Consider the following 21816-nt stretch of genomic DNA (forward strand, 5'->3'; position numbering starts at 1 on the left):
CGGCGGGGCCTCGGCGCAGAGGACGCAGACGAAGTCCTCCTCGCGCACGATGCTGAGCTGCTGGCAGGACGGGTGGCGGCGGAACACCACCTCGTGCGGGAAGCCGGACGGGCGAACGACCCCGGCCCGCCGCCGGCCTGCCGCCGGCCGTCCCGGCGGTGCCCGCCGCCCTGGGGCGCTGTGTCCCGGGGTGTCGGGTCGGTCGGGTTGACCACCTGTTAGCGTGCGCGAATGGAAGATCTGGGAGCTGTGGTGTGGCCGCCTGAGCCGGTCAGGACCGGGAGGCTCGTGCTCCGTGCGTCCGAGATCCGGGACCGTGCGGCGTTCATCGAGCTGCTCGCCTCGCCGGAGGTGCACGCCTACCTCGGTGGCCCCCGGCCGCGTGACGAGCTTGAGCGCGAGATGCCCGGGGCGCCCGAGCGGTGGCCCGGGAGTTTCGTCGTCGACCTCGACGGGGCGATGATCGGCCAGATCCTGCTCAGGAGGGCGACGGGGCACCGCCGTCCGGCTGCCGCGGGGAAGATCGATCTCGGCTACCTGTTCCTGCCGCGGGCGTGGGGATTCGGGTACGCCGCCGAGGCGTGCGCGGCGGCACTCGGCTGGCTCGCCGGCGCGCTTCCCGGCGAGCCGGTGGTGCTCACCACCCAGAGCGCCAACGCGGGCTCGATGCGCCTGGCGGCGAAGCTGGGGTTCACCGAGGTGGAGCGGTTCGAGGCCTGGGGCGCCGAGCAGTGGCTCGGCATGCGTTCCCCGGCCACGTCGTCCGGTTGAGTCTGCGACGCAACCGCCGGGGAGCACCCGCCCACCTGCGCGCGGGAGGGAACCGCGGGTTCTCGGCCGGACGCCGTCAGGAGTCGGCGCACCTGTCGTTCTCTCGTGGCGGGGAGGGGCGCCTCTCGCGCGTCCAGGCGGGCGTGGGCCCGGCGCGCGCGTGTCGGTAGTGGCCGTCGCGACGGGTGCGCCGTCCGCGAACTGGCGCGGAGCAGCACCGGCCCCCTGTCCCGGTACTCCAGCAGGCTCGGCATCGAGGTCCGGCTGGAGTACCGGGGACAGGGGACCGGTACCGCGCGCGCGATCAGGCGTTCTGCGCCCCGTTGAAGACGTTGTAGGCGTCGTCACGGTAGTAGGCGCTCACCGCCCACCACTTGCCCTGCCAGCTGTTGCCCGTGACGAAGTCGCCGGTCTGAACGGCCGAGCCGTCGTTCTGGTCGTAGTTCACGAAGAACGGCCCGCCGCTGGCACCTCCGCCCAGTCCGATGCAGTTGTCGATCCGCGCGGTGGGAGGCTGCTCGGGGCCGGCCACCGGCTGGCCGCCGCACCAGAGCATGTGCTCCCGCTCGGCGGGGACCACTCCGGGGATGCCGATGATGTGCGCGTAGTTGTTGATGTCCCGGTTGAACCCGATGCCGGTGGCCCCGACGACATCCGCGATGTGTCGGCCGTTCAGCGTGTTCAGCACGAGGAAGGCGATGTCGCCCTGCGGAGCGGGGGCGTCGACCCAGCCGGCCGCCCGCCAGGTCCACCAGCCGTAGGGGGCGTTCCCCGCGTCGTAGCCGGGAGCGAACTTGAAGTCGTGCCCGCCCTCCACGCAGTGCCGGGCGGTGGCGATGACATCGCGGTTGGCGCTGGAGACGACGTTGGCGGTGCACACGCCGTCCCCGGTGAGCAGCCGCCCCGTGGTGCCCCAGACGCTGGCCTTGGCGCCGGCCATCGCGTCGGCGTTGGCCTTGGCGCCTCCGTTCGGGCTGACGGTCGGTTCGGTCGCGTGGATCGTCAGCGGCTGGCCGTCGAGGGAGCTCTCCTTCTCGGGCGCCCAGCTCGTACTGCCGGCATTCGCCGGGTTGATCAAGACGTGGCTCTTGCCGCTGACCCGCTCGATCGGCTTGGCGTCCGTGGCCGGTGCGGCGGACGAGGCCGGCACGGCCATGCCGAGGGCCGCCACCGATGCCACGACTGCTGCGAGGAGACCGCGCATGCGCATGGTTGTCCTTCCTTCGCTGTGGGGTGTGCTGTCTGCTGTCCCGTCAGCTTGGAGGCGGCATGTCAACAACGAGTCAACAACGTGTCAATGGCCGGCGCGGCGACCGGCGTCGGCGACCGCGGCCCAACGCGGTGATCACCGTCCTCGGCCCGCCGATGCCGCCCCTGCTGCCGGTGGCCCAGCTCTACGCGCACGCGATTCCCTTGCTGCCGTGCCCTGAGGGCGCGGACCTGCTGCAGGTGCTGTGGTGTCCGCTGAACCACGAGCCGTCGTGGTTGCCCGCGGTCAGGGTGGTGTGGGGCTCCTCCGCGCAGGTCGACGCGCTGCTGACCGATCCGCCGCTGCCGGCTGACGTGGAGAATGACGGAGACTACGTGCCCGAGCCGTGCGTGCTGCACCCGGAGGTGGTGACGGAGTACCCGGCACCGCTGGAGCTGGGGGCCGACCTCGCGGACCGGATCGGGGACTGGTGCGAGCGGGAGTTCACCGGCACCGATCCGAGGTACCGGTACGCCGAGGAGTTCCGGGCCTACTACCAGTACGAGCTGTCGGTCGCCCCTGGGCGGCAGGTCGGCGGGCGGTTCGACCGGTGGGTGAGCAGCAAACGGCGACGCGGGCGAGGACGAGTCCGGTGTTTGTCCGGCGGCGGCGGGCCGGGCGTCGTGCGGAGCGGTCGGGGACCAGGCCTCGCAACTCACCCAACCCGTGCGGCCCTTCCACCGCCACGGCCCCACCAGCACCGGGACCGTTCATCCCATGGCCGTCAATCCGCCTCTTGGTCCCAGGGCGGCAGCTTGGTGGTCGCAGGCTGTCCGAGGTGGTCGCGCAGTTCGTGCCTGCCCAGATCCGTGAGGGCGAGGGCACGGGTGGTTCCGATCCGGGTCAGCCACCCGGCGGCCAGGGCGTGCCCGCAGATGGCGGCGCCGACGGCCCCGCCCAGGTGCGGGCGCCGTTCGGTCCAGTCCAGGCAGGCGCGTACCAGCGGTCTGCGGGAGGCGTCGGGCAGTGCGATGCCCAGGTCGTGGAGCCAGGCCGCCCCTTCGGCGGTGAGCGACGGATCGGCTCCCCACGCCAACAGGCCGAGGCCGGCCATCGAGTCGGTGACGGCCAGGCCCAGTTCTCCGGCCAGGTGGTCGTAGCAGAGCCGCGCGCGGGCCAGGGCCCGCTGCCGCCCTGAGCCCGACAGCGAACGCGGCCTGTGGGTGTGGCGCGGCGCGAGTGCGGCGAGGCTCTCGATCAGGGCCATCACGCGCGGATCGGCCATCCGCAGGTAACGGTGGCGTCCGTGGCGTTCCTCGGCGAGGAGTCCGCCACGTACGAGCACGTTCAGGTGCTCGGTCGCGGACGAGGCCGCGACACCGGCATGGCGGGCCAGTTCCATGGCCGTCCAGGCCCGGCCGTCCAGCAGGGCCAGGCAGAAGTCCGCCCTGGTGCCGTCGGCCAGCAGCCTGGCCACGGCGGCCAGGTCCACGCCGACGTCCCGGCCCTCGCGCTGATGGTCCATGTCCCCGATTGTCGTCGATCTCGCTTCGGGCCCGGCCGAAGCGTCCACGCCCTAACGTCCCGTACCGGCCGAGGCCACCGCGCCCTGCGCCCGCACACCTGCCGCCAACCGACCTGGGAGCCCCATGCCTGCCACCGACAACACGCCATCGAACCCCCGGCCCGGCATCGGCCTCACGGTCACCGACGCCCCGAAGCCCGCGGACGTATCGCTCATCTCCGACGCCCTGGACCGGTTCAACACCGACTCGACATCCGTCGACGACCGCCGCCCACTGGCCGTCCTGGTGCGTGACTGCGTGACCTCCCAGGTGATCGGTGGCCTGACCGGTCGCACCTCACTCGGGCTGTTCTTCCTCGACCTGTTCTTCCTGCCGGCCGAGTTGCGCCACGGTGGCCTGGGCAGTGAGATCCTGCGCCGGGCCGAAAGCGAAGCCCGCGCACGCGGCTGCCGCACGGCGGTCCTGTACACGATCAGCTTCCAGGCTCCCGGCTTCTACGCGAAGCACGGCTGGCGACGCCTGGGCGAAGTCCCGTGCGACCCGCCGGGCACCAGCAGGGTCTTCATGACAAAGGACCTCGCCCCGCCGTCAGCCGCCTGAATCCGCAGCACCGCGGTGCTGCATGCCGTGTTCTGCCCGCTCCTCAAGGACCGCGGTGGCGGGTGAGCATGCGGCCCCTGCCCCGAGCAGCCGACGGGCTGGCCCCCGCGGCCGGCAGAGCGGCGGCGGGGGCCTGCCGTCAGGTCGCCTCCGTCCGTCGAGGTACTCGCGCGTCCCTGGCCTGACCTCGTCCATTCCCGCCCCTTCCTTCTCACTCCTGTGGCACCTGTTGCCCCGGACGATACGCACCGCCGCAGACAACCCCCGGTGCCGCGGCCCGCCCGGCGCGGCCGGTTCTGACCGAGCCGCAGGGCCGCAGGCGTGCAGGCCGGTTACGGGGAAGCTTCCGAAACGGGAACCGTTTCCAAAAACCCCGCCATCGATCGGTCAAGGTCTGACGGAACGCGGCCGTAGCGACCGCCCGCTGCGCCAGGGTGGGCGCCATGAGACTCCTGAAACCCCGCCTTGCCCCGCGCGCGGGCCGGACGCCGTTCCGCGCGCTGCCGCTGATCGCGCTGGTCGTGGCCGGCGCGGTGATATCCCTCGGTACGGTCGTCCCGGCCGCGGCCGCGACCTCCCGGGTCGACCTGAACGTCCTCGTCGTCACCGACGGCAACCCGTGGGTCGAGGGCATCCACAAGCAACTGGTCTCCGAGGGCGTGCCGACCACCGTGGTCGACCTCACCAGCAGCAACCGCGCGACCCTCACGGCGTCCTTCCTCGCCGACGCCCTGGCCGACGGCACACCGCACGGCCACTTCGAGGGCGTCGTCCTGCCCAACGACGCGCCGAGCCAGCTCTCCGCCGCCGAACTCTCCGCCCTCACCGGCTACGAGCAGACCTACCACGTCCGACAGGTCGACTCCTACGTGTGGCCGGGCGCCAACACCGGTCTGAGCACGCCCTCGTGGACCGGTTCGCTCGACGCGACCACCGCCACCGCGTCCTCCTCCGCCCGGACCGACGCCTTCCGCTACCTCAACGGCCCGGTGCCGTTCGAGGGCACCGCGGGCGGCAGCGGCTCGTACGGCGCGCTGGCCACGCCGGTGCCCGACAACCCGACCACCGGCTCGCACTTCGAACCGTTCCTCACCGAGACGGTGCCCGGCACCTCGACGCAGGGCGTGCTCGCGGGCGTCTACACCAGCGGCGGCCGCCAGCAGTTGGTCCTCACCTTCGCGTACAACTACGACCAGCAGCAGTTCCGGCTGCTCGCACACGGAATCGTCGACTGGGTGACGCGGGGCGTCCACCTGGGCTACTGGCGCAACTACTTCTCGGCACACATCGACGACCTGTTCAACGCCAACTCCCGGTGGAGCCAGAGCGGCAAGTGCACCCCGGGCGAAGGCGACTGCGCCGCCGGCGTACCGGACACCACACCCATCCGGATGGCCGCCTCCGACGTCACCGACACGGTGAACTGGCAGCAGCAGAACGGCTACACCCTGGACTTCCTGTTCAACGCCGGACCGGGTGTCGAGTACCAGCAGGAGCAGGGCGGCGACGACCCGCTGAGCGACGCGCTGCTGGCGAACAAGAACAGCTTCCGGTGGGTCAACCACACCTACGACCACCCGTTCCTGGGCTGCGTGCAGGACTTCTCGGTGATCCCCTGGCGGTGCCAGACCGACGCCTCGGGCGCCATCGAATACGTCGACCAGCCCACCATCAGCTCCCAGATCACCCAGAACATCCAGTTCGCCCAGGCCAACGGCCTCCCGTTCCGGCCGAACGAGCTGGTCGCGGGCGAGCACTCCGGCACCGTGATGCTGCCGCAGCAGCCCGACGACAACCCGAACTTCCTGGCCGCGCTGAGTGCCGACAACATCCAGTGGCTCGGCGTCGACGCCTCCCGAGAGAGCGGGCAGCGTCAGATCGCCTCCGCGCTCGGCACCCCGCGCCACCCGGTCAACGTGTTCTACAACGTCTCCACCCAGGCCGACGAGGTGAGCGAGTACAACTGGCTCTACACCTCCAAGGCGAACGGCGGCAGCGGCAACTGCGAGGCCAACCCGGCCACCACGACCTGCATCGCACCGCTGGACCCGAACACCGCCTGGTCGAGCTACGTCCTGCCGCTGCAGGTCAGGATCACCCTCGGGTACGTGCTGTCCAACGACCCGCGGCCCTTCTTCATGCACCAGTCCAACCTGACCGACGACAAGCTGGCCCTGCAGACCCTCACCGGCATCCTGTCCACCTACCGCACCTGGTTCACCGCGGACACCCCGGTGGTCAACCAGACCCTCACCGACTCCGGGACGGTCCTCCAGCAGCAGGCCGGCTGGCAGCACGCCCAGAACACGGGCTCGGCCACCGGCTACGTCCAGGGCGGCGTGGTCACCCTCCAAGGGACCTCCGGCACCGCCGTGCCGGTCACCGTGCCCGCCGGCACCACCGTCACCGGCGGCGCCACCTTCGGCGCCGCGTACGGCGGCGAGCAGTCCGCGAACACCACGCTCGGCGCGACGGCGACCGCACTGACGCTGCCCACGAACGTGTTCGGTACGGTGGCCGACTCGACCCCCACCGGCCCGGGCGCGGAGCTCGCCTCCTACGCCAAGGGCTCCCCGCACGACGTGCGCCGCGACGGCGACGCCATCGTCATCACCGACCCGACCGGCACCCACGTCCTGCCCAAGCTGGCCGGCGCGCCGGAGGAACAGCTGCACATCGGCGACCACCACCACAACCCGTACAACGCCGTCCCGAAGGCACCGGCCAAGAAGTAGCCCGCACCCCGTACCGCGCACCCCGTACCGCGGCGGCGGGCCGCACGAGCGCTCCCCGGCCCGTGCGGCCCGCCGCCCGCCGCCGACCCGGCTACGCGGTGCCGACGGTGAGCCGGGTGATGGTCCCGACCACCTCGGTGTCGGTCGCGTCGAGCAGCGAGGCCCGGACGGCCGCCGTGTCACCCGCGACGTAGCGGCTCTGGTTCAAAGTCGTGACCGGGACGGTCACTTGGACATTCGCGCCCGTGCAGTTCGGGGTGAAACGGGCGTAGCCAAGGGCGCCGGACGTACGGTCCTCGGCGGTCACGGTCGCGGACGCGACGAGACCGCCGGCGTCGCAGGAGTACGCGATGGTGGCGTTCACCGTCGCCGAGGCGCCACCGGAAACGGTCGCGCCGTCGACCCGCACCCCGGTGCCGGCGTGCGCCGGGGCCGCACCGAGCACCGCCCCCGCGAGCAGTGCGGGTACGCCGAGCAGAGTCACGATCCTGCCGTTCATGATGTCCCTTCCAACGCCGATCGCTGCTCCCACGCCGTCGACGACGGTACGGACCGGCCGGACGGCGGTCGATCCCGGAGTCCTTCCCCGGGGTGATACGCCGGGCCTGCGCCACCGGCAGTGTCACGGCACTACCTGCGAAGTCGACCTGACTGTACATCATCTATCAACTCTGGCCCGGCAATTGATAAAAATCGAGGCGTCACTCCACCTGGCCTCGGCGGTCGGCGCTGAACCCGCCCTCCGCCCGCGCGGCCCCTCCCAAGCGGGCTGCCCACGCTGCCCGCTACTGCCTCGGCGCGCTCGGCGAGTTCGGGTGTGTTCGAGGTCGCGGCCGCGGACCAGCGGCGGATCACTCTCCAGGTTCGACCCACTGCGACCGCCAGGCCGGCGGGTCGAACGGGTCGGCGAAGTACTGCGTCTCCCGCACCACGCGGCCTGCCGAGAACTCCATGATGCTCACCGTCTGCGTGGGTTTGCCGTCATAGGTGAGCACGAACTCGGTCACCCAGAGGTCGCCGGATCCGAGGATCCTGCGCACGGTGAAGGTCCGGACCGCGGGATGTTGGGTGCGCAGTGCCTGGATGTTGCTCCTGCCGCGGATGACCTCGCCGGACTGCGGGTACTCGACGATGACGTCGTCGGCGTAGATGTCGTGTTCCGCGTCCGCGTCGCCGCTGTTCGATGCGGCCCAGTGCCGGTCCAGCAGGGCCCGGGCAAGCGTCGCTTCCACCGTCATGGCCCTTTCGCTCGAAACACCACGTGCCCCATGTCCTGCGACGCGGGCGCGTGCCTGGGCCGGATCGCTCCAGGACTGGTCACTTGAGGATCTCCAGCATCCGGTTCCCGAGGACCGCGGCCGAGGCCGGGTTCTGTCCGGTCACCAGGTTGCGGTCCTCGACCATGTAGGGCTCCCAGACCGGACCGCGGCTGAAGTCGACCCCGACCTTCGCCTTCACGTCGGTCTCCAGCAACCACGGCGCCCTGGAGGCCAGTCCGACGCCGTCCTCCTCCTCGTCGGTGAAGCAGGTGATGTGGTAGCCCTTGAACGGCGACTCGCCGTGGATCCTGGTGGCCAGCATCGCGGCGGGACCGTGACAGACGATGAACAGCGGCTTGCCCGAGGCCAGTTGCCGGGTCAGCAGCCGCCCCACGTCGGCGTCCCACGCCAGGTCCGCCATCGGACCGTGACCGCCCGGCAGGTAGACCGCGTCGTAGTCCTCCAGACGCACGTCCGACAGTTGTAGCGGTCGACGCAGCACCTCGGCGGAACGGATGACGGCCTCCAGCTCCAGGGCGCTGTCGTTTCCGCCGACCATCTCGGGGCGCAGGCTCATCATGTCGACGGTCGGTGTCACACCGTTGGGCGTCGCGACGTCGACCTCGTGACCGGCGTCCGTGAGGATCTTGTACGGGTTCGCGAACTCCTCGGCCCAGTAGCCGGTCGCGTGCCGCGTGCCGTCCTTCAACACCCAGTAGGTGGCTCCGCTGACGATGAAAAGCACCTTTGCCATGGCAGAGATCCCCTCTCGGACACATGCCAGGAGTGGGTTCGGCGGGATGCCCCACGGTGGGATGTCCCATGCAACCGACCCGCCCCGCCGGTTTTCGCCCCTCGCCCCACGCAACCACGCTAGGCAGCTGCGCCGACCGCGCGCAACCCGGCGCCCCGTCGGCGCTCTGCCACACGTATCGCTCGGCGCGCCGTCGGCGCTGGCGCCCTCCGCCACGGACGCATCCGGTCACCTTTGTTCTCCCAGGAGGCCCCGGCCGTCAGGACGGGGAGGAATGGGTCCTTGGCCCGGAGCCGCGCAGCGGCGGAGTGAGCTTCGGGGGCTTGGGCGGAGGGTGTCAGTGCCCTCCGGTAGGTTGTTGTTGTGCATCTTCGGTACTGCTATCGCATCTATCCGACGGTAAGTCAGTGTTCTGCGCTGGCACGTACGTTCGGGTGCGCGCGAGTGGTGTACAACGATGCCCTTGCCGCGCGGAAGGAAGCCCGCAAGGCAGGGCTGGCGTTTCCGAAGACCACGGACTTGCAGAAGCAGGTCATCACTGGGGCGAAGAAGACCGCCGAGCGGGCGTGGCTTGCCTCGGTCGGGGTGGACCCGCTGATCCAGTCCTTGCGGGACTTGGACACGGCGTACCGGAACTTCTTTGACTCGGTGTCCGGCAAGCGGCAGGGCCGTCCGGTCGGGCTGCCCCGGTTCAAGTCCAGACGGGACAGCCAGCAGTCGCTGCGGTTTACCCGCAATGGGTTCCGGGTGCGGGGCAACGGGAAGCTGAACCTGGCGAAGATCGGCGATGTGCGGGTGAAGTGGTCGCGGGCGCTGCCCGCCGACCCGTCGTCGGTGACGGTCGTCCTGGACCCGTCGGGCCGGTACCACGCCTCCTTCGTCGTGGACGTGGAACCCGGGCACCTGCCCGAGCTGGACACCGAGGTCGGAATCGACCTGGGGCTGACGACGTACGCCGTTCTCTCCGATGGCTCCGTGATCGACAACCCGCGTTTCCTGCGGAAGGCGGAGAAGCGGTTGAGGGCGGCGCAGCGGGAGCTGTCCCGCAAGGCCAGGGGGTCGAAGAACCGGGAGAAGGCCCGCAGGAAGGTCGCCAGGGCGCACGCCAAGGTGGCCGACACCCGCATGGACTGGTTGCACAAGCAGACGACCAGGTTGATCGGCGAGAACCAAGCCGTCTACCTGGAGGATCTGAACGTGCGCGGCCTCGCCCGCGGCCGGCTTGCCAAGTCCGTCCACGACGCCGGATGGGCCGCCTTCCGACGGCTCCTCGAAGAGAAGGCAGTCCGCTACGGGCGCGTCATCGGCATCGTGCACCGTGCGTTCCCGTCTTCCCGGCTCTGCTCGGAGTGCGGGCACCGCGACGGACCCAAGCCCCTCGCCGTCCGTAAGTGGGTCTGTAGCGCGTGCGGTGTGCTTCATGACCGTGACCTCAACGCTGCTCGGAACATCCTGGCCGCCGGGCAGGCGGACAGGCTAAACGCCCCTGGAGGGCCGGTCAGACCTGGCGTGGCAATCCCATGCCAGGCACGGCCCGTTGAACGGGGAACCTACCTCGGCGACCTGCCACGCACGGGTGTTTGTGCCGCCGCAGGCGCGGGAGGAATCCCCGTCCTCTGGGACGGGGAGGATGTCAAATGTCCAGGACCACGTCGGCCGGGGGCGTCGAGCAGCAGATGAGCGCGCTCCCCGTGGCGGGGGGCTCCAGGGGCTGCGGGGCGTACTCGACGTGGCCGGAGAGGAGCGCGGTCTCGCAGGTGTGGCAGATTCCGGTGCGGCAGGACCAGCGTACGGGCACGTCGCACGCCTCGGCGAGTCCGAGCAGCGTGCCGTAGTCAGGGTGCCAGGGGACGATCAGCCCGGTGCGCGCGAAGGCTACGGACGGTCCCGGGCGGCCGGCGGGAGGAGCGGCCGGCTGGTGCGGCGCCCGGGCGGGTCCGGTCACCACACCGGGGGTGACGGCGGACGTGGCCCCGAAGACCTCGGTGTGGATCCGGGAGGACGGCAGGCCGCAGGCCTGAAGGGCTCCGGTCATGTCCCGCATGAACGCGTTCGGTCCGCAGATGTAGGCGTCGGCGTCCGGAGGCGGCTCCAGGCCGCGGATCCGCTCGGGACTGAACCGCCCGCTGACCGTGTAGTCGACACCCGGGCGGTCGACGCCGGACGGACGGCTGTAGGAGACGAACGACCGGCCTGCGGGCAGCTGGGCGAGCAGTGCGCGCACTTCGTCGGCGAACGGGTGGTTCTCGCCGTCCCGGGCCGCGTGCAGCCACCACACCGCGCGCTGCGAGTGCTCCGCGGCCAGGGCGTGCAGCATGGCCAGGACCGGGGTGGCGCCGACACCGGCGGACAGCAGCAGGACCGGAGTGTCCGCGTCCGTGAGCAGGAACGTGCCGCGCGGGGCGGCGACATCGAGGACGTCACCCACCTTCACGTGCTGGCGCAGGTAGGTGCTGGCGACACCGTTCGGCTCCTGCTTGACACTGATGCGGTACGTTTCGGCGCCCGGTCGGCCGGAGAGCGAGTAGTTGCGGATGACCGGGGAGGTCTGGGGGTCCGGCCGCAGGCGGACCGTGAGGAACTGCCCCGGCAGAGCGGCGGGGAGGGGCTCGCCGTCGACCGCCGCCAGAGTGAGCGAGAAGATGCCCGCGCTCTCCGGCTCGATGCGGGAGACTTCGAGCCGACGGAACCCGGGCCAGGCCGGCGGCGGGCTGCTGGTGGTCAACCCGCGGTTTCCACCCGCGGCGCCGGAGCCGCGGTCCGCGTCGTCGAGCAGGGCTCGCAGCGACGTCTTCCAGCCGGGGCTCAACGCGGTGATGCGCAGGGCCCGTTCGAGCTGTGGCCGGGCGTGGCCGGGCAGGTAGAGCAGCGCGTCGATCTCCGCGACGGTCATCTCCTCGGGGCCCGAGGAGATCTTCACGATCTCGTCCCCGGCCCGCACCCGCCCTTCGGTCAGCACCCGCATGTAGAAGCCCGGGCGACGATGGGACACCAGCAGGGCGGCCATCTGCGGCTCGCCGAGCCGCAACCCCACGCGGTAGCACGTCACGCGGGGTTGGGTGACCTCGAAAACCGCACCGCCGATCCCGTAGCGGTCACCGATGCACACCTCGTCGTCGGAGAGTCCGTCCACGGTGAGGTTCTCGCCGAACTGGCCGTACGTGAAGTCGTCCCGCTTCAGGTGCTCCTGCCAATGGCGGTAGGAGCTCAACTGGTAGACCAGTAAGGCACGTTGCTCGCCGCCGTGCCCGGCGAGGTCACCCTGCCCGTCGCCGTCCAGGTTGAGCCGGCGCGCCATCACGGGCCCGGCGACGGGGTGCTTCCAGATGCCGGTGCGGGTGGTCCTGCCCTGCCAGGGGACGTCCTTGGGCATGCCGACGTTCACGGCGATCAGAACGGCCATGACCTGTGCTCCTCCCGCGCTCGACAGGCCGGTTACTCCAGCGTCGTACGGTCGGCCGCCGGCCGCACCCGAAGAACTCTGCGCGGCGCCGGGGCGCGGCGACGAGTAGAGTGAGAACCGGTGGGCGCCGCCGCCGGACGTGTGTCGCAGACGCGGGTACGCCGCCGTCGTCGAGGCGATCATGAACCTCGACGATCATGCACCTCGAACAGGCCCTGTTCGTCACCGGCGAGATCCTGTGCGTCGACGGCGGCCAGAGCGCCGGCTTCTGAAAGAACCGGGATCGGGAGCGATCGACCTATGCGCACTCGCAAGCAGCTGACCCCGCTTGGTGCTGTCGGTGCGGGCCTGGCGGCGGGAGTGGTCGGCACCGTCTGCATGGACGCCGCGCGGTTCCTGCGCCAGCGCCGGGCCGGTGGCGAACGCAACGCCCTGCACTGGGAGTTCGCCCCGGTCCGCACCTGGCAGGAGGCGCCGGACCCAGGGCAGGTCGGAAAGCGCCTGGTCGAGGCCTTCACCCGGCGCGAGCTGCCGGACAGCGCGGCGTTCCCCGTCAGCACGTTCATGCACTGGGCTTACGGAGTGGGCAACGCGGCCTTCTACGGCGCCGTCAGCGCCTCGCTGCGCAAGCCCCACGTCCTCTACGGGCTCCCGTACGGTGCGCTCGTGTGGCTCAGCGGATACGTGGTGCTTCCGATCACGGGACTCTACAAACCCATCTGGACATACGATGCCAAGACGCTGGGTGATGATCTGACCGCCCACCTCGCCTACGGCCTCGGCGCCAGCAGCGCGTTCTGGTTGCTGAGCAGGGTTTCCGTGTTCTCGCGACAGCTGTAGTTCGCGATCCGGCTGGTGCTGGTGCTGGTGCTGGTCGGCGAGGTGGTGGCCGGGTCCGGGCATGATGACGGCCATCGCGACCATGGCGAGGCGTGATCCAGGGTCGGAAAGCGGTGGCCCCCGATCGGCGTACGAGGACCAGTGCGCGCCCGTGGAGTGCCGCGTGCTACGGGTGTTCGGCGCCATCTACGTGGCAGGTGTGGTCCAACACGGGCATGTTCCCGGGTGCCACGCAGATCGCGAAGAAATCGCGTGTCGACCCGGTGACGCGCCAATTCACCGGCCGCGTGCTGGCCGCGCCTGTCCGAAAGCCATGCCCCGAGCGGGGACTTCCCTTCCTCGCCGACGATGAGGCTGCCGATGCGGTCGGCGGTTGCGCTGGTGGAGGTGTGGGGCGGGGCCGGGAAGGATGCCAGGACCAGGCGGTGACCTGCTTGGATGCCGGTTCCTCGTCGGCTCGCGCGGGGTGTTGCGAGACATGGGGTTTCTCATCGTCTCGCTACCTCGAAGCGATTGGGTATGGGCATCTGATTATGGTTTGTGATGATTTTTCATCAGGCGTCCCGTGTCGCTTGTGTCTTGTCGCGCGAGGGTGCGGGGCGCTTTGTTGGGGTGGCGCCGAGGTAAGCCCCAAAGCCGCCAGTACTTGATCTTGGCGCCCTGTGCAGTAGTGGCCGTCACCCATTCGGCCGAAGGTCGTTGGTGCTGATACTGACTGATCTCTGGGCCTGGGGCGGGACTTGTGACCTCGATCGAGCGGACCGCGTACCCGCGGTTCAAGCGGCTGATCACCGCGCATGAGCTGCATCTCTTCTTCGCGCCGACGCGGGAGGAAGCTGCGTGGGCGGCTGAGCGGATGGACTCCGACGGGCATCAGCTCGCGCTGCTGCTGGCGCTGAATTCGTATCAGCGGATGGGCCGGTTCCCGAAGCCGGATGAGTATCCGGAGATGGTGGTCGACTTCGTCCGCCGTACGGTCGAGCTGCCGGAGGGCACGCTCCCGTTGTACGAGACGGGCCGCACCGCTGAGCGGCAGCGTACGGAGGTGCGCCAGCGAGTGGGGACGAAGTACCAGCAGTCCCAGGCCCGGCAGATCGCTGAGGCGGCGATCCGCAAGGAGGCCGCTGCGAAGAACCGGCCCGCCGACCTGATCAATATCGCGCTGTTCACGCACTTCATCCCGTGCGGGGTGTGGGAGGCCGTCTACATCATCGAGGGCCTCCTCAAGAACACCTCCGAGGTCAAGCCGACCACCGTGCACGCCGACACCCAGGGCCAGAGCGTGCCCGTTTTCGCCCTGGCGCATCTGCTGGGCTTCGATCTGATGCCCAGGATCAGGAACTGGAAGGGCCTGACCTTCTACCGTCCGTCCAAGCAAAGCGAATACGTCCACATCGACTCCCTGTTCGGCGAGCCGGGCAAGAACGTCATCGACTGGGATCTGATCGAGTCCCAGTTCCGGCACCTGATGAAGGTGGCCGTGTCCGTGCGGGAGGGCGCCATCTCGTCCTCGACGCTGCTCAAGCGGCTGCGGTCGGGCTCGCACAAGAACTCCACCTACACCGCCTTCCGTGAGGTCGGCCGCGTGATCCGCACGGTGCAGCTGCTGCGCTACCTCTCGGACGCGCCGCTTCGCCGGCGGGTGACCGCGGCGACCAACAAGGTCGAGTCGTTCAACCGGTTCTCCCAGTGGGTCGGCTTCGGCAATCAGGGCGTCCTCGCCGACAACGACCCCATCGAGCAGGAGAAGGCGATGAAGTTCAACGCCCTGCTCACGAGCGCGGTGATCTTCCACAACGCCCTGGATATCGCGGAGATCATCCGCCAGCTCCTGGAGGAGGGCTGGGAGATCGACCCGGAGGACCTGGCCCACATCTCGCCGTACCTGACCGAGCACATCAAACGATTCGGCGAGTACTCCACCCAGGAACTCGGTATCCAGCCCGAGGCGTACGACCCGAAACTCGACGTCGACTTCACCCTGCTTCGCGACCAGGACCCGGCCGCCTCCGGCTTCAGCACAGCCGCCTGACCGTCACCTCTGTGAAGGACCCTGTCATGCCCGTTGAGCAGTACGGCCCTCGGCCTCGCTCGCATTCGGCAGGAGCTGAGCGTCACGCCGGCGGCCGGGCGAGTTTGGCGGCCACGGCGTCGAGGACCCAGTCCAGGCCGGTCGCGAAGGATGCCTCGGCGTCCACGTCCGTGCCCTCGTACACGGCCTTGGTCAGCGCCGGGAAGCGGCCCGTGGCCAGCATTCTCGTCAGGTGCGGGCCGCGGGCGCGCTGCCAGTCGTGCTTGGACAGGCCCGTGGCGCGCTCGGCCCGTAGATTCGTGATCTCGCGCCTGATCGCGCCCGTGAAGTAGGCGCTGACCGTCTCCACGGCGCGCATGACGGTGTCGATGTCGGCGAGGCCGTCAAGGGCGGACAGGGTGGACTCGGCCACGGCGAGGCCGTTCGGGCCGAAGGCCGGGCGGCCGCCGAGCAGGTCGGCCAGCCATTCGTGACGGAGGGCGGCCTGCCTGGTGCGGTGGGCGAGGACGCGCAGCGCCTCCCGCCAGTCACCGGGCTGTTCCTCGGGGAGAATCTCGGCCTGGACCTCGTCCACCATGAGGTCGAACAGCTCCTCCTTGGTGGAGATGTATCCGTACAGCCGCATCGGGCCGGCCTCCAGCCGGGCGGCGACCTTGCGCAACGACACCGCCGCAAGGCCGCCCTCGTCGGCCAGCGCGACGGCGGCGGCGACGATCCGCTCCCGGTCGAGCGGCACGGGGCGAGTCGGCGGCTCCGGCCGGTCCCACACGGTCATGGTCACTCCGAACTGTTGCGATGCATCGTAATGAGCAAATACAGTGTATCGATATGAGACATCGTATCGCTGTGGTCGGGAGCGGCCCCGCCGGCCTTACCTTCGCCCGCGTCCTGCACCGCCATGGCCACCCCGTCACCGTCCTCGAACGCGATCCCGCCCCCGACGCCCGCCCCCCGGGCGGCACCCTGGACCTGCACGAAGGGCTGGGCCAGCTCGCGCTGGACAAGGCGGGGCTGCTGGCGGAGTTTCAGGAGCTGTCTCGCCCCGAGGGACAGGCCATGCGCATCCTGGACACGGACGGGACCGTCCTGCGCGACTGGCAACCCCGTCCAGATGACCGGGCCAATCCCGAGATCGACCGCGGGCAACTTCGTGACCTGCTGCGCGGGCCTCTGGACGTTCAGTGGGGGCGGGGCGTGACGGAGGTGGTGCCGGGGACCCGGGATGGCGTACTGGTCCATTTCGCGGACGGGCGGCAGGAGACGTTCGACCTCGTGGTCGGCGCGGACGGCGCCTGGTCCCGGATCCGTCCGGCAGTCTCGTCGGTGACGCCGCACTACACCGGCGTCACCTCGGTCGAGACCTCCATCGACGACGTCGACACCCGCCACCCCGACCTCGCCCGGTTGATCGGCGACGGTTCCGTGGCTGCGTACGGCGTGAACCGCTCCCTCGTCGCCCAGCGCAACAGCGGCGGCCACGTCAAGGTGTACGCCAAGTTCCGCGCGCCGCTGGACTGGCACACGAACCTGGACCTGGCCGACGTCGACGCCGTGCGATCGAGCCTGCTGGCCCTGTTCGACGGCTGGGCCGCTCCCGTCCTCGACCTCCTCCGCCACGGCACCGCTTTCGTCCACCGCCCCCTCTACGTCCTACCCGTGTCCCACACCTGGACCCACGTCCCCGGGGTGACGCTCCTGGGCGACGCCGCCCACCTGATGCCCCCCTTGGGGGCGGGCGCGAACCTCGCGATGCTGGAAGGCGCCGAACTCGCCGAGTCCATCGCCACCGGCCCTGGAGATCTGGACGAGGCCGTCCGCGCCTTCGAGGAACAGATGTGGGCACGGGCCGGCAGGTGGGCGAAGATCACGACGGCCGGTCTGGAACGCCTCGTGAGCCCGGACCCCGCCGAAGCCCTCGCCCTCTTCGACCAAGTCCAGCCATCCTGACTGCCAAGCGCGAGAGCACCAGTATCAATAGCTCGCCACGGCTTCACGGGAAGGTACGGCACCGTCGCGGTCCCTTCCGGCAAAACCACCGTTAGACGAACGCACGGACGCCTGTACCGGACGCAGCCCTCAGCCCGCTACCGCGAATCCGGTCCGATCCTCCTCGCACACATAACTACCAGGTGCGCGAAGAGTGATGGGCTCCGGCCGGGACGTCCTGTCCGTCCTCCGTGTCGTCAAAGGATCGAATGGCGACAGGCGCGGCGGACGTCCAATGAACCCGGGCTTTCCGGGGCCCGGCGGCGGCGCAGATCCAATCAGATCCGATGACGGATGATGACAGGGTTTGCTGACAGCTAGGGTCGAATGCGACCACCACAATGGGGAGCAGCATGGCCAACCTGGTCTACAAGCGGGTGTCGACCGACCAGCAGTCGACCGACCGCCAGAACCTGGTGCTGGACGAGGCCGGGACCGAGGCCCCGGTTGTCTTCGAGGAACAGGCCGGGACCTCCAGCCGCCTTCATCCGCTGGAGCGGCCGAAGTTCGGCGAGCTGCTCGCGTACGCGCGGCCAGGCGACGCTGTGCACATCTCCGAGATGTTCCGCCTGGTGCGCGGCACCGGGCACATCCTCGACGTGCTCGACGTCCTGCACCGCGACCGCCTCGCCCTGCGCATCCACGATGGCGCGTTCTCCGCGATGGACCTCACCGCCCGCCACCCGCGTACCGGCGAGCTGCTGTCCACCGTGAAATTCATGGTGCAGACCCTCGCCGCCGCCGGCGAACTCCAGCGCGACCTTCAGCGCGAACTGACCCACGACGGGCTGCGGGCCGCCGAGGCGAAGGGCAACAAGGGCGGGCGCCGCCCCGCCGTCCCGGCCGCGAAGACCGACGCCGTACGCACCGCGTACCTGGAACGCCGGTCCATCGCGGCCCTCGCCCGCGAGCACGACGTCAGCCGCGGCGCCATTCGCACTGCCGTCGTGGACCTCCTGCCCGAGTACACACCCGCCGACCCAGGCGCCCCGGCCCCGGAACTGCCGGTCGTCCTCGACATGCCGGGCAAGGTCGCCGACTTCCTCCGCGCCGCCGAGTTGGAGCCCGTAGTGCGCGTCACGCTCGACCAGGGCGTGACCGTACGGCGCGGCCAGGGCTACACCCTTCGCGTCACTGCCGTGCCCGCGGTCCACCGCCAACTCCTCGACCGCTGCCAGTCCCTCGACGGCACCACGGCGGTCCCGGCCCAGCGCAAGGCCCGCCGCGAGTACGAGAACCGCGTCAACGCGCTCCCGGTTGCCAGCCTGCGTTGAACGGACCGAGCACCACACCCACCAAGATCAAGTACTGGCGGCTTTTGGGCTTACCTCGGCGCTACCCCTTGTTGTGAGGAGAGGTGAACCTGCGGATGAGCGCCCGTACTCGTGGACAGGGCGATCTGCCGTGGTACGGGGTCAGCCGTCAGTGGCCCGTGGCCGTGTTCAACAGGGCCACGGGCGGTGCCGTCGTCACCGGTGACCGGGGCACGTCACCTGCACCGCAGTGACGCCCTTCCCGCCGGGGTACGACCTGCGCTGCGACCACCGCGAGCACTGGTGGAGCAACCCGGGGTCCGGCGGGGCGAAGCACCGGCCACCCGCGCGGTGGCCGGTGCTTCTTGCCGTCCGGTGAGGGGCCCGAAGGTTGTGACCTGGCCTGCTTGCAGTGCTCGCTCCTGGAGGGCCCTGGGCGGGGCCGCCGGCCCGGTGCGGATGCGCGTTGGGCCATTGGTGTGCAGGGTGGATGGGTACGGTCCGGGCTGCCCGGCGGCGGCAGTCCGTCCAGCCGTGGAGCGCTCGGTGGGCGGGTGATCGCCCGGCCGCCGGTGAACTTCCCGGGAGCGCCGTCGATGACCGAAGGAGACGCCATGCCCACCTGGAAGGTCCTCCGCCGGGCTCTGGCCCCGACCGCCCTCGCCGCCGTGTTGGCCGCGCCGTTCACGATGCCGTCGCCGGCGCTCGCCACGGGGGCCCTCGCCCCGCAGGTGGTGGCCGCTGTCGCGCCGGTCTCGTTCGTCGGCCTGCCCGACCGGCCGCTGCCGTCCGACCACGCGGCGCACCCGATGACTGTCACCTACCGCAACGACTCGTCGGCGGACCGGACCGTCGCCCCGCAGATCCTCGTCGAGTCACCGGACAACGGGCCCTTCCTCGCCCCGACGGACATCAAGCTCGAGGTCCTGACCGGCGGCCACTGGAGGACCGTGCGGCTGGCCAGCCAGACGGGAACGCTGTACACCGACCTCACCCGGGCGAAACTGGTCCTCCACAGCCATCACACCCTCACCCAGCGGTACCGGCTCACCGTCGTCAAGGCCGGCCCGGGCACGGTCCAGCCCAGGATCGCGCTGTACGCCTGAAACCCTCGGGGCTTCGCCGGCCGCATAGGCCGCATAGGCCGCGTCGAGATGCGAGATGCCCGGCCACGAACGACATGGGCCGCATAGGCCGCGTCGAGATGCGAGATGCCCGGCGACTCGCACCCGGCCACGAACGACGCCGGGGCGTCTTCGGAGCGGGGTATGCCGGGCGGGACGGGCGTCTCGGTGGCCGGCCGGGATTCCGTGACGGCTTCGCGCCCTGCCCGACCGCCGCCCTGCCGACCAGGGGGCCGACAGCTGTGGCGACGCCCTGTGGTGCCGTTCCCGCGTCGGCCGGGTGTGGTGGCGGTCTCAATGGCGGCCGATCTGTGGTGACTCGGCGTGGTGGCGGTGGGCCGGTCGGTGATGGCGCCGGGGCTGGGGCCGTGAGTGCGCTCACATGCGAATGCGGCGTACGACGACGGATAGTGGTGTCCGTTTTGCACTATTTTGCAACTATTTAGCGGGTTATTGGGGGGTGTTTGCGCAGGCGGAGCGGGGTCGGCGCGCTCCGGGTGGCCCGCCTCTCGAACCAGTGCCGGTCGCTTCGCTACGACGGCGGATCGTAGCGAAGGGGTCTTGGCGGGCGCCGATCCGGTCTGGCAACTTGGCATTCATCGCCAGCCACACCGGCTCCTGTCCCACCGGTGAACGGCTTACCGCCGAGTCACACCCCGCGACCGTTCGGCCCCTGTCCGGCCACGGTCGAGGCGGGGAGTGACGCCGGCCCAACTGATTGAGGTCTTGCTCTCTATGCCCGCTTTCAAGTTCCGCATGCGTACCACTGCCGTGATTCTTGCCGGTGCCGCCGGTGTGACCGCCCTGGGTGCCGCCGTGGTCCCCGCCGTCGCCTCGGCCGCGGACGCCTCCCCGCAGGCCATCGCCGCGCAGATCGTGCCGGCGGACCAGCTGGCCTCGTTCAGCCAGATCATCTCCCACGAGTCGGGCTGGAACGTCACGGCGACCAACCCGAGCTCGGGCTCGTACGGTCTGGGCCAGGCGCTGCCGGCCTCCAAGATGGCCTCGGCCGGCGCGGACTGGAAGACCAACCCGTCCACCCAGATCAAGTGGTCGCTGGACTACATGAACACCCGCTACGGCAGCCCGAACGCGGCCTGGAACTTCTGGCAGGCCAACCACTGGTACTAAGCCGACCACTCGGCTTCCCCTCACCCCGGGGGCCGGACAGGGGCAACCGGAGTGACCCACGAAGGGCCTGTTCCCGCGCAGATGTGCGGGCACAGGCCCTCGTGCCGTCTCCGGGCCGTTCGAAACACCACGATCGGCAGCACCGCACCTGTGCCGGCGCCTGCCGTGGCGGCACGGCGACGTACCACTTCCGTGACGGCTGCCGGGAGGTGTTCGTCATCGGCACCGGCCACGCCGTGTGGACGCGTTGGACCCGCCCCTCGGGGACGTCGGTTACGGGATGCTCATGAGGCCGTCGAACCGCGGTGACACAACGGTCAAACGGCGCGAAAAGAGGTCTCCTAGCTTCTTCCGCATGACCTACGAACACCGAACGTCCCATGACCACGACACCCACGCCGTTGGCCGCGGCCTGCGCCGGGGTGGCGTCCTCTGCGCGGCCGTCCTCGCCGCCGCCCTCGCCCTGACCTCCTGCGGAAGCTCCCCGGCCGAGGACGGGGGTGGCCCGGGGCCGGCGAAGGCCGGGGCCGGCGCGGAGCGGTCGTCGTCGGTGCCCGGCGCCGGAGGGTTGAAGAAGCCCTCAAGGATCCTGTGGATGGGGGACTCCATCGCCGTCGGGGAGGCCCTGCCGCTGGCCGCCGCGCTCAAGTCCACCGGCATCGAGCTCACCTCCGTCGCCGCCGACGGCGGCGGCGCAGCGGTCGGACCGGTGGCGATGTCCAGCGGCGACGTCGCCTCCCGGCTCGCGTCGGTCCGCCCCGAGCTGGTGGCCTACCAGATCACCACCTACGACTGGGGCGGCCCGCAGGCGCAGCAGCAGGCGTACGAGAAGCTGATCGACACGGTCAAGGCCGCGGGTGCCCGTCTGGTGATCGTCACCACTCCGCCGTTCGACACGGGCGACGACTTCTACGCCCCGCACAGGGCCGACATCGAGTCCGCTCCGGGGGCGGCGAAGGCGGCCGTCGCCGCGCACCCCGGCGATGCCTTCTTCCTCGACGCCTCCGCCTTGTGGGGCACCGACTTCAAGGCCCCGCAGGCGCAGCGTTCGAACGACGGGACGCACTCCTGCCAGCAGGGCACGGCGAAGTTCGCGCAGTGGTTCACCACCGAGGTGGGCAAGCTGGCCGGGTTCTCGCCCGCCGATCCCAAGAGCTGGGCCAACGGCGACTGGACCAAGTCGGATGTGTTCGCCCAGCTGAACTGCGCCTGA

18 protein-coding genes are annotated in these 21816 nt (G+C 70.3%); 11 read left to right on the forward strand and 7 right to left on the reverse strand.

Annotated features, from left to right (window positions below; translation table 11 throughout):
• Positions 1-231 precede the first annotated feature (231 nt).
• Positions 232-771 carry a GNAT family N-acetyltransferase gene (locus tag ACIO9K_RS17910; protein WP_400330862.1) on the forward strand — a complete coding sequence of 180 codons (540 nt, stop codon included), beginning with the start codon at positions 232-234 and terminating at the stop codon, positions 769-771.
• Between the two features lie 304 nt (positions 772-1075).
• Here the strand turns inward: ACIO9K_RS17910 and ACIO9K_RS17915 are convergent, their stop codons facing one another.
• Together ACIO9K_RS17915 and ACIO9K_RS17920 are read right to left on the reverse strand one after the other, a co-directional pair.
• Positions 1076-1981, reverse strand: coding sequence for a peptidase (locus tag ACIO9K_RS17915; RefSeq protein WP_363587220.1), 906 nt, complete (start codon positions 1979-1981; stop codon positions 1076-1078).
• Positions 1982-2744: 763 nt separating this feature from the next.
• Complete coding sequence (locus ACIO9K_RS17920) at positions 2745-3485, reverse strand: helix-turn-helix domain-containing protein (protein WP_400330865.1); 741 nt, start codon at positions 3483-3485, stop codon at positions 2745-2747.
• Between the two features lie 124 nt (positions 3486-3609).
• Between ACIO9K_RS17920 and ACIO9K_RS17925 the strand changes: the two genes are divergently transcribed.
• Both ACIO9K_RS17925 and ACIO9K_RS17930 read left to right on the forward strand, forming a co-directional pair.
• Positions 3610-4086: a GNAT family N-acetyltransferase gene (locus tag ACIO9K_RS17925; RefSeq protein WP_400330868.1), complete on the forward strand. Its 477-nt coding sequence runs from the start codon at positions 3610-3612 to the stop codon at positions 4084-4086.
• Positions 4087-4529: 443 nt separating this feature from the next.
• Complete coding sequence (locus tag ACIO9K_RS17930) at positions 4530-6821, forward strand: hypothetical protein (RefSeq protein WP_400330871.1); 2292 nt, start codon at positions 4530-4532, stop codon at positions 6819-6821.
• Between the two features lie 91 nt (positions 6822-6912).
• Here ACIO9K_RS17930 and ACIO9K_RS17935 read toward each other — a convergent pair whose 3' ends face one another.
• The 3 genes from ACIO9K_RS17935 to ACIO9K_RS17945 form a co-directional block, all read right to left on the reverse strand.
• On the reverse strand, positions 6913-7320 hold the full coding sequence (locus tag ACIO9K_RS17935; protein WP_400330874.1) for a hypothetical protein: 408 nt from the start codon (positions 7318-7320) through the stop codon (positions 6913-6915).
• A 352-nt stretch (positions 7321-7672) separates the two neighbouring features.
• Positions 7673-8053, reverse strand: a complete 381-nt coding sequence (locus tag ACIO9K_RS17940) for a nuclear transport factor 2 family protein (protein WP_400330877.1) — start codon at positions 8051-8053, stop codon at positions 7673-7675.
• An 85-nt stretch (positions 8054-8138) separates the two neighbouring features.
• Positions 8139-8834 carry a type 1 glutamine amidotransferase domain-containing protein gene (locus ACIO9K_RS17945; RefSeq protein WP_400330880.1) on the reverse strand — a complete coding sequence of 232 codons (696 nt, stop codon included), beginning with the start codon at positions 8832-8834 and terminating at the stop codon, positions 8139-8141.
• 363 nt (positions 8835-9197) lie between these two features.
• Between ACIO9K_RS17945 and ACIO9K_RS17950 the strand changes: the two genes are divergently transcribed.
• Positions 9198-10514: an RNA-guided endonuclease InsQ/TnpB family protein gene (locus ACIO9K_RS17950; protein ID WP_400330883.1), complete on the forward strand. Its 1317-nt coding sequence runs from the start codon at positions 9198-9200 to the stop codon at positions 10512-10514.
• On the opposite strand, the gene ACIO9K_RS17955 is transcribed toward ACIO9K_RS17950, so the two are convergent.
• Positions 10468-12237, reverse strand: coding sequence for an MOSC domain-containing protein (locus ACIO9K_RS17955; RefSeq protein ID WP_400330886.1), 1770 nt, complete (start codon positions 12235-12237; stop codon positions 10468-10470). The two genes, ACIO9K_RS17950 and ACIO9K_RS17955, sit on opposite strands and share 47 nt — an antisense overlap.
• Positions 12238-12537: 300 nt before the next feature.
• On the opposite strand from ACIO9K_RS17955, the gene ACIO9K_RS17960 reads away from it, so the two are divergent.
• Together ACIO9K_RS17960 and ACIO9K_RS17965 are read left to right on the forward strand one after the other, a co-directional pair.
• Positions 12538-13077, forward strand: coding sequence for a hypothetical protein (locus ACIO9K_RS17960; protein ID WP_400330889.1), 540 nt, complete (start codon positions 12538-12540; stop codon positions 13075-13077).
• A gap of 742 nt (positions 13078-13819) precedes the next feature.
• A complete protein-coding gene (locus ACIO9K_RS17965; protein WP_400330892.1) occupies positions 13820-15109 on the forward strand; it encodes a Tn3 family transposase in 1290 nt (429 codons plus the stop codon).
• An 82-nt stretch (positions 15110-15191) separates the two neighbouring features.
• On the opposite strand, the gene ACIO9K_RS17970 is transcribed toward ACIO9K_RS17965, so the two are convergent.
• The gene (locus ACIO9K_RS17970) at positions 15192-15884 is read right to left on the reverse strand and encodes a TetR/AcrR family transcriptional regulator (protein ID WP_400330895.1); all 693 of its coding nucleotides are present in this window, start codon (positions 15882-15884) and stop codon (positions 15192-15194) included.
• Positions 15885-15937: 53 nt separating this feature from the next.
• Between ACIO9K_RS17970 and ACIO9K_RS17975 the strand changes: the two genes are divergently transcribed.
• From ACIO9K_RS17975 to ACIO9K_RS17995, 5 genes are all read left to right on the forward strand, one after another.
• Positions 15938-17056 (forward strand): FAD-dependent oxidoreductase, encoded by a 1119-nt coding sequence (locus tag ACIO9K_RS17975; RefSeq protein WP_400330898.1) that lies wholly within the window; start codon positions 15938-15940, stop codon positions 17054-17056.
• Between the two features lie 392 nt (positions 17057-17448).
• A complete protein-coding gene (locus ACIO9K_RS17980; RefSeq protein ID WP_400330901.1) occupies positions 17449-18369 on the forward strand; it encodes a recombinase family protein in 921 nt (306 codons plus the stop codon).
• 593 nt (positions 18370-18962) lie between these two features.
• Positions 18963-19454 (forward strand): signal peptide protein, encoded by a 492-nt coding sequence (locus ACIO9K_RS17985; RefSeq protein WP_400330903.1) that lies wholly within the window; start codon positions 18963-18965, stop codon positions 19452-19454.
• Positions 19455-20228: 774 nt separating this feature from the next.
• A complete protein-coding gene (locus ACIO9K_RS17990) occupies positions 20229-20603 on the forward strand; it encodes a transglycosylase SLT domain-containing protein (RefSeq protein WP_363587236.1) in 375 nt (124 codons plus the stop codon).
• Positions 20604-20958: 355 nt separating this feature from the next.
• Complete coding sequence (locus ACIO9K_RS17995; RefSeq protein ID WP_400330907.1) at positions 20959-21816, forward strand: SGNH/GDSL hydrolase family protein; 858 nt, start codon at positions 20959-20961, stop codon at positions 21814-21816.

It is taken from the genome of Kitasatospora sp. NPDC087271 (assembly GCF_044744605.1).
GTDB lineage: Bacteria > Actinomycetota > Actinomycetes > Streptomycetales > Streptomycetaceae > Kitasatospora.